15 protein-coding genes are annotated in these 13,125 nt (G+C 41.7%); all 15 read left to right on the top strand.

The window, feature by feature from the left end:
• Positions 1–103 precede the first annotated feature (103 nt).
• The gene (locus QZ169_RS00845) at positions 104–1,246 is read left to right on the top strand and encodes a M20 peptidase aminoacylase family protein (RefSeq protein ID WP_295504193.1); all 1,143 of its coding nucleotides are present in this window, start codon (positions 104–106) and stop codon (positions 1,244–1,246) included.
• Between the two features lie 118 nt (positions 1,247–1,364).
• On the top strand, positions 1,365–2,192 hold the full coding sequence (locus QZ169_RS00850; RefSeq protein WP_295504195.1) for an amino acid ABC transporter substrate-binding protein: 828 nt from the start codon (positions 1,365–1,367) through the stop codon (positions 2,190–2,192).
• Positions 2,193–2,309: 117 nt separating this feature from the next.
• A complete protein-coding gene (locus QZ169_RS00855) occupies positions 2,310–3,692 on the top strand; it encodes a M20/M25/M40 family metallo-hydrolase (protein ID WP_295504197.1) in 1,383 nt (460 codons plus the stop codon).
• Between the two features lie 19 nt (positions 3,693–3,711).
• Complete coding sequence (locus QZ169_RS00860; protein WP_295504199.1) at positions 3,712–4,305, top strand: MptD family putative ECF transporter S component; 594 nt, start codon at positions 3,712–3,714, stop codon at positions 4,303–4,305.
• A 31-nt stretch (positions 4,306–4,336) separates the two neighbouring features.
• Positions 4,337–5,182 carry an S-adenosyl-l-methionine hydroxide adenosyltransferase family protein gene (locus QZ169_RS00865; protein ID WP_002911906.1) on the top strand — a complete coding sequence of 282 codons (846 nt, stop codon included), beginning with the start codon at positions 4,337–4,339 and terminating at the stop codon, positions 5,180–5,182.
• An 11-nt stretch (positions 5,183–5,193) separates the two neighbouring features.
• Complete coding sequence (locus QZ169_RS00870; RefSeq protein ID WP_295504202.1) at positions 5,194–5,736, top strand: ECF-type riboflavin transporter substrate-binding protein; 543 nt, start codon at positions 5,194–5,196, stop codon at positions 5,734–5,736.
• 697 nt (positions 5,737–6,433) lie between these two features.
• Positions 6,434–7,078 (top strand): fructose-6-phosphate aldolase, encoded by a 645-nt coding sequence (gene fsa / locus QZ169_RS00875; protein ID WP_295504204.1) that lies wholly within the window; start codon positions 6,434–6,436, stop codon positions 7,076–7,078.
• A 390-nt stretch (positions 7,079–7,468) separates the two neighbouring features.
• Positions 7,469–8,455: a rhodanese-related sulfurtransferase gene (locus tag QZ169_RS00880; RefSeq protein ID WP_002898096.1), complete on the top strand. Its 987-nt coding sequence runs from the start codon at positions 7,469–7,471 to the stop codon at positions 8,453–8,455.
• A 153-nt stretch (positions 8,456–8,608) separates the two neighbouring features.
• Positions 8,609–8,893 (top strand): TIGR04197 family type VII secretion effector, encoded by a 285-nt coding sequence (locus QZ169_RS00885; RefSeq protein WP_295504207.1) that lies wholly within the window; start codon positions 8,609–8,611, stop codon positions 8,891–8,893.
• Between the two features lie 9 nt (positions 8,894–8,902).
• Positions 8,903–9,244 (top strand): hypothetical protein, encoded by a 342-nt coding sequence (locus tag QZ169_RS00890; RefSeq protein WP_295504209.1) that lies wholly within the window; start codon positions 8,903–8,905, stop codon positions 9,242–9,244.
• Entirely contained in the window at positions 9,244–11,037 is a 1,794-nt protein-coding gene (locus QZ169_RS00895; RefSeq protein ID WP_295504211.1) for a DUF3114 domain-containing protein, read from the top strand. Before QZ169_RS00890 ends, QZ169_RS00895 begins: the two co-directional genes overlap by 1 nt.
• A complete protein-coding gene (locus tag QZ169_RS00900; protein WP_295504213.1) occupies positions 11,027–11,563 on the top strand; it encodes a hypothetical protein in 537 nt (178 codons plus the stop codon). The genes QZ169_RS00895 and QZ169_RS00900 overlap by 11 nt, the downstream gene beginning before the upstream one ends.
• 1 nt (position 11,564) lies before the next feature.
• Positions 11,565–12,170: a hypothetical protein gene (locus QZ169_RS00905; protein ID WP_295504215.1), complete on the top strand. Its 606-nt coding sequence runs from the start codon at positions 11,565–11,567 to the stop codon at positions 12,168–12,170.
• An 18-nt stretch (positions 12,171–12,188) separates the two neighbouring features.
• Positions 12,189–12,725: a hypothetical protein gene (locus tag QZ169_RS00910; RefSeq protein WP_295504218.1), complete on the top strand. Its 537-nt coding sequence runs from the start codon at positions 12,189–12,191 to the stop codon at positions 12,723–12,725.
• Positions 12,726–12,952: 227 nt separating this feature from the next.
• On the top strand, positions 12,953–13,125 hold a 173-nt coding region (locus tag QZ169_RS00915), incomplete at its 3' end, for an AraC family transcriptional regulator (protein ID WP_295504226.1).

Consider the following 13,125-nt stretch of genomic DNA (forward strand, 5'->3'; position numbering starts at 1 on the left):
TAGAGGGCTAATTATTGATTATTTGCTCTCTATTTTTGTGTCCGCGTCCAGCTTTGTGCTATACTGGATGGTAGCTAGGTGTATTCGAGTAAAGGAGTCTGCCATGAAAAAATTTTATGATAAACTGATGCAAACGCGGCATTATCTTCATCAGCATCCAGAGCTGTCTGGTCAGGAATTTGAGACGACGGCTTTCCTAAAAGGCTATTTGGAAGATTTGGAGATTAGGATTTTGGATTCCGGCCTGAAAACGGGCTTGGTTGCCGAGGTTGGCTCTGGCAAGCCGATTATTGCCCTGAGGGCTGATATCGATGCTCTGCCCATTTTGGAGCAGACTGGTCTGCCTTACGCCAGTCAGAATGCAGGCGTCATGCACGCTTGCGGACATGATTTTCACCAGACCAGCCTTTTGGGGGCAGCGGAGCTGCTCAAGGCTATGGAAGGAGATTTGAGAGGGACGATCCGTCTGATTTTCCAGCCAGCTGAGGAAACTTCTCAGGGAGCCAGTCAGGTTCTTGCGACAGGTCTGCTGGACGATGTGTCTGCTATTATCGGCTTTCACAATATGCCCCAGCTTAAGGCGGGACAGCTGGCACTTAAAGCTGGAGCCATGATGGCTGGAGTTGAGAAGTTCAAGGTGGAGGTAGAAGGCGTCAGCAGCCATGCGGCTAGGCCAGATCTGGGTGTTGATACAGTATTGACCTTGACTAGTATGATTCAAAATCTGCAGGCTCTAGTGGCTCGCACTATGTCTCCTTTTGAAGCGGCTGTCTTATCTGTGACTCATATCGAAGCAGGGGCGACTTGGAATGTACTGCCGCAGTCGGGCTTTTTTGAAGGGACTATCCGTAGCTTCAATCCGACCTTGCAGCAGCGTCTCAAGGAAGACTTTATCCGAATTGTAGAGAATACAGCGGAGAATTTTGGAGCTCAGGCCAGGATTTCTTGGGACCATACTCCGCCAGTGACCTATAATGACCCCGAATTAGCTGAGCTGCTCTATGAGCACTCACAGAATCTGGCTGAGGTCCTACCTGCCAGTCCTTCCTCTGCTGGAGAAGATTTTGCCTTTTATCAGGAGAAGCTTCCAGGCGTCTTTGCCTTTATCGGCTCAAATGGGGCAGAAAATGCTCCTGATCTCCATCACGACAGCATGGTCATTGACGACGAAGCCTTCAAAGTTTCCGTTCCTTACTATGTCGAAAGTGCTCTCTTTCTCCTGCAGCACTACAGGCAGAAAGTTTAGTGAATGGCTGCATCAAAGCTGATAAAGAAAAGCTATCACCTCCATAAAAAATATATAATGGTCAAGTTTCTCCTTATTTGATATGATAAAGAAAGACTTTTTAGGAGGAATTCGAAATATGAACCTGAAGAAAACCTTGAAATACTTCTCTCTGGCAGCCGTCAGTGTCTTGGCCATTGGTGCCTTGGTGGCCTGCTCATCATCAAGTGAGAAGAAAACAGAGAAAACAAAGGTAGAAGTCGGAACAGTGGGGACGACCAAACCATTTTCATACGAGGATAAAGACGGTAAACTGACTGGCTATGATATCGAAGTCCTTCGTGCTATCTTTAAGGGCTCAGACAAGTATGAGGTCAATTTCAATAAGACCAAGTGGGCTTCTATTTTCTCAGGTCTGGACAGCGACCGCTACCAGATCGGTGCTAATAATATCAGCTACTCTGAAGAACGGGCTAACAAATATCTCTATGCTAGTCCATATGCGAAAAATCCAACAGTTTTAGTTGTCCGTAAAGGTGAGGGAATTAAATCGCTGGATGACATTGGCGGCAAGTCTACTGAGGTTGTTCAGGGGACTTCAACAGCTCAGCAACTAGAGGACTACAACAAGGAACATAGTGATAATCCGACAAAAATCAATTATACGGACGGAACCATTCAGCAAATCTTGGCCAATCTGAATGACGGCCGTACGGACTATAAGATTTTTGAGCGCATAACTGTAGAGTCTATTATCAAGGACCAAGGCTTGAATAATCTGGAAGTGATTGAGCTTCCAAGCGACCAGCAGCCTTATGTCTATCCGATTATTGCAAGCGGTCAGGAAGACTTGCAAAAATTTGTCAACAAGCGAATCAAAGAACTCTATGAGGATGGTACGCTTGAAAAACTATCACAAGAATTCTTTGGCGGCTCTTACCTGCCAGATGCAAAAGACATCAAGTAAGAAATCCCATCAAGTCCAGTCTGCAATTTGGCTGACTAGACTTTGATACAAGAAATACGATAAGGGCGGGGAAGCTTATTTCCCCAGCCCTTTATCTGCTGTTAATAGGAGTAACGCATGCCTTTCTCAACTGAGACTGAACAAATCAAGAAATTTGAAAACGACGAGGTAGCCCAGCACTATTTTGAAGTGCTGCGGACCTTGATTTCTAAAAAATCAATCTTTGCCCAGCAGGTTGGCCTTCAGGAAGTAGCCAATTATTTAGGAGAGATTTTTACAGCTGCAGGTGCCAAGGTCATGATTGACGACAGCTATACTGCTCCATTTATTTTGGCGGAGTTTCTTTCTTCAAATCCTGCTGCTAAGACCATTATTTTCTACAACCACTACGATACAGTGCCGGCAGATGATGACCAGCCTTGGACCAATGATCCCTTTACACTGTCAGTTCATTACGGGGTCATGTATGGGCGAGGAGTGGATGATGACAAGGGGCACATTACCGCTCGTCTGACGGCTGTTCGCAAGTATATTCGAGAGCATGGTGATTTGCCAGTCAATATCATCTTTATGATGGAAGGGGCAGAAGAGTCTGCTTCGACAGACTTGGATAAATATTTGGCCAAGCATCGCAAACGCCTACGCGGAGCGGATTTGCTGGTCTGGGAGCAAGGCAGCCGCAACAATCTAGGTCAGCTGGAAATCTCAGGCGGTAACAAGGGAATTGTTACTTTTGACATGACGGTCAAAAGTGCAGATGTAGACATCCATTCCAGCTTTGGCGGGGTCATCAATTCTGCTTCCTGGTATTTGCTCAATGCTCTATCCAGCTTGCGCAGTCCAGACGGTCGAATCCTGGTTGAGGGCATTAATGAGCAGATTCAAGAGCCAAATGAACGGGAGCTGGCTCTGATTGAGGAATATGCCCTGCGGACTCCTGAAGAGTTGAGTCAAGTCTATGGCTTGAAATTACCGGTTTTGCTGGACGAGCGGAAGGAATTTCTCCGTCGCTTTTACTTTGAGCCTTCGTTGAATATTGAAGGATTCGGATCAGGCTATCAAGGCCAAGGGGTTAAAACCATTTTACCTTCAGATGCCCAGGCTAAGATGGAGGTTCGTCTGGTGCCAGGTCTGGAGCCAGAGGATGTGTTAGACAAGATTCGTCAGCAGCTGGACAAGAATGACTATCCAGCGGTTAAGCTGACCTATACCTTAGGAGAGATGAGCTATCGCAGCGACATGAGCGCGCCTTCCATTCTCAATCTTATCGAGCTGGCTAAAGATTATTACCAAGAGGGCATCTCTGTTCTGCCGACCTCAGCTGGAACTGGTCCGATGCACACGGTTTATGAAGCCTTGGAGGTTCCTATGGTGGCTTTCGGACTTGGAAATGCTAACAGCCGAGACCATGGCGGAGATGAGAATGTGAAAATTGCTGACTACTATACGCACATAGAGCTCATTCAAGACTTGATTGGCAGTTATCGTCGAGCTGACTAGCAGCGGGAAAGGAAGGCTTATGCTATACTCTATAAGAAAAGACAAACTGAAGCAGGCTGGCTTCTTTTACCTCTTTTATTTCCTAGCCATGATCTTAGGCGTCTTGATTGGACTTCTATTTGACCGCTCAGGCAATATGTTTTACGCTCCAGCTTTTACAGCTTTCTTTGGCGGAGTTCTGTTCATCTTCTATACAGAGAAAATAAAGACCTTCGGTCTGATCAGCGGCTTAGGCTGTCTGCTAGGTTTCTTCTTTCTGCTCAGTCGACATGGCTTTGGAGCCTTTCTACCAGGTTTGATTTGCGGTGTTTTAGCGGATCTTATAGCTCGGTCAGGCAGCTATCAAAGGACTGTTAGAAGCTTGCTGGCTTTTATGGTTTTCAGCTTTAGCACAGCGGGTCCTATTTTCCTAATGTGGCTGGCGCCCAAGCAGTATGAAGCTAGTCTTCTTGCCAGAGGAAAGACTCAGGCTTATATCGAGCAAGTCATGCTTAAGCCAGAACCCAGCTTAGTCCTCTGGTTTATAGCCAGCATTTTACTGGGCGCTTTACTTGGAGCCCTGTTAGGAAGGAAGATCCTCAAAGCAAGACTTTCCAAGTCAGCTTCGGCCTAAATACCATTGAAAATATAACTAAGGAGAAAACATGAACAATTTACTCGTACTCCAGTCGGACTTTGGTCTGGTAGATGGAGCCGTGTCAGCCATGATTGGAGTGGCGCTAGAAGAGTCGCCCACTCTGAAAATTCATCATCTGACTCACGATATCACCCCTTACAATATCTTTGAGGGAAGCTATCGTCTCTTTCAGACAGTTAATTACTGGCCAGCAGGAACGACCTTTGTGTCGGTAGTGGATCCGGGTGTCGGATCCAAGCGTAAGAGTGTGGTAGCCAAGACTAAAAAAGGTCAGTACATCGTGACGCCTGATAATGGCACCTTGTCTTTCATCAAGAAGCATGTTGGCATTGAGGCTATTCGGGAAATTTCTGAGGTGGAAAATCGCCGCAAGGATACGGAGCATTCTTATACTTTCCACGGCCGTGATGTCTATGCCTATACGGGTGCTAAGCTAGCCAGCGGCCATATCAGCTTTGAAGAGGTTGGACCAGAGCTCAAGGTCGAAGACATTGTCGAAATTCAGGTAGTCGAAACCACGCTTGCAGATAATTATGTCAGTGGAGCTATTGATATCCTGGATGTTCGTTTCGGCTCTCTCTGGACCTCTATCACTCGCGAGGAATTCTGCACCTTGAAACCGGAATTTGGTGACCGCTTCGAGGTTACCATCTACAACAATGACATGCTGGTTTATCAAAACCAAGTAACCTATGGCAAGTCCTTTGCGGATGTCCGCATCGGTCAGCCTATCCTCTATATCAACTCCCTCTATCGGGTTGGCTTAGCGATTAACCAAGGTTCCTTTGCTAAGGCCTACAATGTTGGTGTCGGTGCCCAGTGGCATATTGAAATCAAGAGAATTGAAAATTAAGGAAGAAGAAAATGAAAAATAATACAATCAGAAACGTAGTCGCAACAGGAATTGGAGCTGCCCTATTCGTGGTCATCGGAATGATCAATATCCCAACGCCTGTGCCCAATACCAGCATTCAGCTCCAATACCCTCTGCAAGCTCTTTTTAGCGTCATCTTTGGACCTATCGTTGGTTTCCTTATGGGCTTCATTGGCCATGCCATTAAAGACGCTATGAGCGGTGGCGGACTTTGGTGGTTCTGGATTGCCGGTAGCGGAGTCTTCGGTCTATTAGTTGGCGTCTTTAGAAAATTCTTCCAAGTGGAAGAAGGAAAATTTGAAGTCAAGGATATTATCCGCTTTAACTTGATTCAGTTTGGAGCCAATGCAATCGCTTGGCTAATCGGCCCGATTGGTGACGTGATTGTATCTGGTGAGCCGGTCAATAAGGTTATTGCTCAAAGTATTGTAGCAATTCTGGTGAATTCTGCGACAGTAGCTGTCATCGGAACTGTCTTGCTGACTGCTTACGCTCGCACCCGCACCCGCGCAGGAAGTCTCAAAAAAGATTAATCATAGTAGTTTCTATCAAAGAATAGCTGCCTATACGACTGGGCGGCTTTTTTGCTAGTGGTGAATTATACAGTTGTCCACTAGGAACTGGAAAATTTAAGCAATTCATGACTTCCCAAAAGTACTTACAATATAAGACGATATATTTAGATGAGCTAAAAGACAAGAGCAAATGTTAGAACAGCTCTTGCTGATCTGAATTTTGTAGATTTTTCTAGTCTTTTTTTGAAAACGCTTTAAATTTGTACTATAATAGAGAACAGGAGTCGGTAAGTTCGTTGCCAACGAATCAAGATTAACCAAAGATTTGAATAGTTTAAAGTCCTTGGTTTCTTATGTGACTCAGCTAGTTCCAACGTGTTATTGATGATTGTGCCTCCAGTGTTTTGGCAGCAGAATCAGCTGCCCTGACGGCTGGATGTCTGGACCTGTAAGATATAGATATGGTTTGGGTAGAAAAGGTTTCAGTTGAGTTGGTTGTGACTTGCAATTTTTGCACTTCTTGATTCGTAAAAGAGAGCCCTTTTAATCTTTAGGCTCAGGGATCATCGAATTCCAATGTGTATTTTAGGTAAAATTGGTCAGTTTGGCTGGATGGCCTTCATGATGACCATTGTTGTTTTTGTTCTACTTGTTGTAATGACAAGCGCTATTTGTAATAAAGGCTTAAATGAAGAAGCCTAGGAGGACATGTGGTATGAAATTTTTCTTAGATACAGCTGATGTGGCGGCTATCAAAGAGATTAATGAATTAGGTGTTGTGGATGGCGTAACAACTAACCCAACAATTATTTCCCGTGGAGGCCGCGATTTTAAAACGGTTATTCAAGAAATCTGTGAGATTGTAAGTGGTCCTGTTAGTGCAGAAGTTACTGGCTTGACAGCACCTGAAATGATTTCAGAAGCACGGGATATTGCTAAGTGGGCTGATAACGTTGTTGTCAAAATTCCAATGACAACGGAAGGCTTAAAAGCTGTCTCTGTCCTTTCAAAAGAGGGAATTAAAACAAATGTTACCTTGATTTTTACAGTTTCTCAAGGACTCATGGCTATGAAAGCTGGAGCTACCTTCATCAGTCCTTTTGTTGGACGTTTGGAAGATATCGGAACAGATGCCTATCAACTGATTGCAGATTTGCGCACGATTATTGATATTTATGATTTTGAAGCTGAAATCATCGCAGCTAGTATTCGTAATGCAGCGCATGTTGAAGCTGTTGCAAAACTTGGTGCTCACATTGCGACCATTCCGGATAATTTATTTGAAAAAATGACGCAGCATCCACTGACTACCAATGGAATAGCTCAATTTATGAAGGATTGGGAAGCATTTAAAAAATAAGTTTTGGGCCAGGTATGGGAAATAACGGTCTCTGCCTCTGACTATATTTTAAGCAGGCCATAGCGACTGAGAAGACTTTGGCTCTTTGTCAACGGAACTAGGTTTCTAATAAGCTAAGATTTGGAGAAGACCAGTTTGGTCTTCTCTTTTTGACGTTTAGAGCTGTGGAAATTGCTTCTGAAATTCTGTAAGATAATAGAAGAAAAAAAGCGCTTTGAGAAGTATTTGGATCAATTGGAAGAAGAGTGATAACTTGTCCTTCTCGCTTAAACTTTCCAGCTCTGCTATTTTTCAAACAAATATTTTGCCCAACTTTTCTTCTCGCGTTATAATAAATAGATGAATTAAAAAATTCAGAAAATTTTATAGAGAAAAGAGAGTTGAAATCTTATGGCAAAAGATATTCGCGTCCTACTTTACTACAAATATGTTCCGATTGAGAATGCTGAGAAATTTGCAGCTGATCATCTGGCCTTCTGTAAATCTATTGGTCTGAAAGGCCGTATCTTGGTAGCAGATGAGGGAATCAATGGAACGGTTTCTGGTGATTATGAAACCACTCAAAAATACATGGATTATGTACACAGCCTTCCGGGCATGGAAGACCTTTGGTTCAAGATTGACGAAGAAAATGAGCAAGCCTTCAAGAAAATGTTTGTTCGCTACAAGAAAGAAATTGTCCACTTGGGCTTGGAGGACAATGATTTTGATAATGACATCAACCCGCTGGAGACAACAGGAGCTTACCTATCACCTAAGGAATTTAAGGAAGCCCTCTTGGACGAAGATACTGTTGTCCTAGATACTCGTAACGACTATGAGTACGATCTGGGTCACTTCCGCGGAGCCATTCGTCCAGATATCCGCAACTTCCGTGAGTTGCCACAATGGGTCCGTGATAACAAAGAGAAGTTCATGGACAAGCGCGTGGTTGTTTACTGTACTGGTGGTGTTCGCTGTGAGAAATTCTCAGGCTGGATGGTGCGTGAAGGATACAAGGATGTTGGTCAGCTTCATGGCGGTATCGCGACTTACGGCAAGGATCCAGAAGTTCAAGGTGAGCTTTGGGATGGTAAGATGTATGTCTTTGATGAGCGTATCTCCGTTGATATCAACCATGTTGATCCAGTTGTGATTGGGAAAGACTGGTTTGACGGTACTCCTTGCGAGCGCTATGTCAACTGTGGCAATCCAGAGTGCAACCGTCGCATCCTGACTTCAGAAGAAAACGAAGATAAATACCTCCGTGGCTGTTCTCACGAATGCCGTGTTCATCCTCGCAATCGCTATGTGGCTGAAAACGGCCTGAGCCAAGCAGAAGTGGTGGAGCGTTTGGCTGCGATTGGAGAAAGCTTGGAGACACTGGTGGCTCAGTAATCGCATAGTAAAGATTAAAAACTTTAGACAAATTTACTGTCTAAAGTTTTTATTTTGTGATCATCCAGGGAATCCGCACCGGTTTAACATATGAAGTGATAAATCTTTATGCTATAATTATTATAATACTGAAAAATAATAAGGTGGTTTATTATGACAGAGAATAAGACGATTCAAAGTAACACCGAGCTCGTTTCTCAATATACCTCTTCTTTTAGCCAATCAGCTGGCAGTTTAACAAATGGAACGGTTCCTCAAAAAGATGGTATGAGTCATTTGGGAGGTAATACGAAGGCTCATGAAGTGATTGATTTAGCTCAGAAAAACGCTACTTCGCTTCAAGGAGTAATATCTGGGTTATCCGAAAATCTTTCTAGTATTGCTAAGGGAATTGAAGCTGTGGATCAAGGGATTTCTCAATCAATGGGTTCGAACTAAGGGGGATTTATGAATAATAAAGAATCGGATTCGCTGTTATCTAAGGAGCGAAGACTTTTGGAGAGGGAAGATGATTGTCGGCTACAGCTTTCCCGGTTAAAGAACACCGAAGAAGAGCTATTCTATCTCCAGCAAACTGAGGGGCGTCTCATAAGTGAATTAGTAGATACTTATAAGGAGCCCCGCTTCTTTTTTGAAAATCTGCAGAATGATGCTCATCAAGAACAAGAACAATTGAGAGATTTTCTGGATAAAGAAATCAAGAAACTTGAAAAAGAACGCAAAAATATCAGTCAAGAGATAGATAGTGTACATCAATTAAGAATGAGGGCAATGAAGGAGGAAGAATAATGGATTATGGTGGCACAAGTATGTTTTTGGATAATTCCATTTTACAAGGCGAGCAGACAGCAGCCATGATTAATCGGCAGATTGAGTCTCTAGAACAGTTGAAAATATCACTCACTGAATTTCTGGCTAGTAAGGATCAGCTCCAGGGCATGGCCTATGATTCAGCCAGAGATTTTATAGAAGAGGGAATCAATCCCTTGATAGAAGGAATTCAACTTTTAGCTGAAAAAATTGGTCAGAGCGTAGCAAAACTTCCTGCAGATTATACTGCACAAGTTGCAAATGAGAGCCTGCAGGAAGAGGTACTGAGAAATCAAATTAGACAATTGAGGCAGTTGGAAGAAGCACAAAATTTGTTACTGGCCAAATTGCCAGGAAAACCTCCTAGCCTGATGATTCATGGAGAAGCGAGAAGAGAGCTAGAAACCAAATTAGAAAAACTCCTAAATTTCAATTCTTCTTCTGTTTCAATTTTTGATGGGATTGATGCTGACTTAAAAACGGCAATTGAACAAGGATTTATAGAAGTTTCCTCTGCTTGGAATCCAGATACAGGACTCTATGTGCTTTCTCAAAGTCGTAATTGGGTAACAGTTATTAATAACAATATCAGTCGAAGTAATCAGGACTTTGAAAAGAAATACGGTGTGAAAAAGCCAGAAGGAATGAGTGACAAGGATTATCGGGTTTATCTAACAGTTTTACGTAGCCAGGTTGCTCGGTTAGAATCTGACGGTTGGAGTAAAGAGGCCATAAAGATTGGATATTTAGAAAATGTTAAAGTTTCCTATGATCCTAGATTAGAACAATCCATCCAGAAACAGTTGGGTGAGAGTTACAAGATTGCACGTACTTTTGGGAGTCCTGTTTTCCAAAAAATGTTTAGCATTGATAGTGAAAAAGCTGATACTCCTGAAAAGGCTAAGACAGTTTTACAGATTAGCATGCGTTATGCAGGCATACCAGCTGAACTGAGTGGAGACACTGAGGAAACCAAGAGATTAGTCGGAAATATCGATCCAAACTTGGCACCTCATGATGATTTTTGGGCAAGCTTCTCAGAAACTGTTCGTAAGGCTTATCCTGGTGATGAGTTTGCCAAAGCCAGTGATATGGGAGATTTGAAGCGCCAAACCCATCAGTTTCGCTATGTCATCTCAGCCCAGCAAGCTCAATGGGTACGGGAACATTATCGAAAGGATGGTATGACTGATGAAGATGCTTTGGTCGCCTATGCTAAAGATCATCCAGAGTTAGAATTTGAAGCTGGTCCTTCTGCTCGACTGCATAATAAGGGTTACTACAGTACACAAGATAGGAAAATGATTTATCCTAACGATACGAAGGATGAAAATCATGTACAGAAGGAACAGGCAAACTATAAGGTTTTGCTTGGTTTTCGAACCGAGTTTATTCTTTCTAAAGATGGTAAATTCCTTAATGAAATTGATCCAGAGGGTGCTACTGAGAATGGTATTGTGAATGGAGCAAGTTTTAACTATGGGGAAGATGGAGATAGTCATAAGAATTTAGATATGGATACCCCTAAGATTTGGGATCCAAAATTTAGACAAAAAGCTATTGATAATTTTTATGGTGATAACAAGCATAAATATGCTTCTCCAAATAAGATTATGAGCGAAAGTGAAGCTGATAAAGATAATCATTGGGAATACAGTTACTATAATAAAGAGGGTTATTTTGGTTTCGATGGTAAAAACAATAAAGAATTAGTTGATGAAGAGGCTGATCAATTCCGCAAGAAGATTAAAGGAGAATATAATGAAAAATAAATATATGTTATTTTTAATATTTATTTGTAATTTATTTTTTGTAACTGCTTGTCAGAACACTTTTCAACCTCAGAAAGTTGATCAACTTGAAATCGGGACAGTTTATCATGACGGTGGGGAATTTAAATTATTAGATGGGAATCATTTTGTTATGATTCAAAATCAAGCGCATTTTGATAGTGAAAAGAAGTTAGAACAGTATAAAATAGACAATGATGATTATGGCTTTTACCCAAATATTTATTTTGCAGAAGGGGCTTATGAGAAGTCGGGTGATGAGTATCGACTGAAAGTCCTTAGGAGTGTGGAAGTGGAATTTAAAAATGTCTCAAATATTGAGAAAAAAATTATATCTACCAAGCGAGTGGATAATATTCCTGCTAAAAACGGTTTTAGTTTAGTTAAAAAAGATAGCTATTATGCTGTTAATGGGAAAGTTCCGCTGAAAACCAGTGACCAAGAAATTCCTGACTCTATTGATGAATTTCTGGCTCAATATCAGTATGAGCCAGAGGAGTTGGAGTGAGATGCTCAGAGGTAATAGAACCGAATCAAAAATTTCAGAAGTTGAAAAAGTGTTTAAAAAAGCGAAGAGATTGTTATTGATATTTAGTTTTATTGCTATTTCCTTTAGTTTATTTTCTTGTTCAGGACACTCTTTTTCTAGAAAAGAAGTGACTGAAATTAAAATTGGTCAGACTTATGAAACTCCTGGGCCAATTAAAATATTGGATGAAAAGCATTTTGTAATGTTACATAACGATGCTGAGTTTGACACTCAAGAGGAACTTGATGAATACCAAACTGACAATGCCCCAATCAGTGTCTATCCGTACATCTATTTTGCAGAAGGCGTTTATGAAAAGGTAGGCGATGAGTATCGATTTTGGGTTCAAAGAGGAGTGAATGTGGAGTTTAAGAATGTTGCCAACATTAAAAAGAAGATTATTTCAACCCGTGACTTTGACAATGTTCCGACTGCCAAAGATAAGTATTTCAGTCTTGCTAAAAAAGATGGAGTATATAGAGTCAATGGCAATCAAGGAGTTTTTACGACCTATCAAGAAATCCCGGATTCTATTGATGAGTTTCTGGCACAGTATCAGTACGAGCCGGAGGAGTTGAAGCGATAAGCCGATAGGAGGTGTATTTTGATAAAACTTTTGCGATTGATAGTAGTGGTGCTATTCGCCTTCTTGCTCTTATCTGCTTGCCAAAATACTTCTCAACCTCAAAAAGTTGATCGTCTTGAAATCGGGACAGTTTATCAAAGTGATGGCGAGTTTAAATTGGTAGACGGTAAGCGTTTTGTTCGCATGATAAATGAGTCTAGTTTTGATAGTGAAGAAAAATTGAAAGAATTTCGCACCGATAATGAAGATTTTACTTTTTATCCAAATATTTATTTCGCAGAAGGAACTTATGAAAAGGTGGGGGATGACTATCAACTTAAGATTCTCAAGAGTGTAAAAGTTGAATTTAAAAATGTAGCTAATATCAAAAAGAAAATTATTTCAACTAGAATCATTAAAAGCAATCCCACTAAAAAATATATGAGCTTAAGCAAGGAAGAAGGTTATTATACATTTAATAAGAAAATTCCGTTAAAATCCAGTGACCAAAAAATCCCGGATTCCATTGATGAGTTTCTGGCTCAGTATCAGTACGAGCCAGATGAGTTAGACTGAGAAATAGCGATGATTTCTTTCAGGATTTTAAACATACAAAACTTTGGATGTTTCAAGCGTCTAAAGTTTTTTTCGTCATTTATCTACAGGTAAAAGTCTTGTTGGACAGAGATTTGGGAAAGCAGACTATTTCCTCATGTTCTTGGGACATCTCGCGGAGTAATACTTGCTTTCTGGTTTTCTTTCCGTGGTTTTGATTTTTTGTCCTTTCTTTTTGATGTGATATAATGAGCTTAAATAAATGGGAAAGGAGCAAGTCTATGTCTAAAGCTATCATGGAAGAAGTGGCGGCCTATCTACGTCAGCATACAGATCAAGAGCTGAGTCTGACCGATTTGGCTCAGCATTTCCATTATAGTCCTTCCCATCTATCCAGAACTTTCAAGAAAAAGATGGGCTT

Source organism: uncultured Streptococcus sp. (assembly GCF_905372115.1).
GTDB lineage: Bacteria > Bacillota > Bacilli > Lactobacillales > Streptococcaceae > Streptococcus.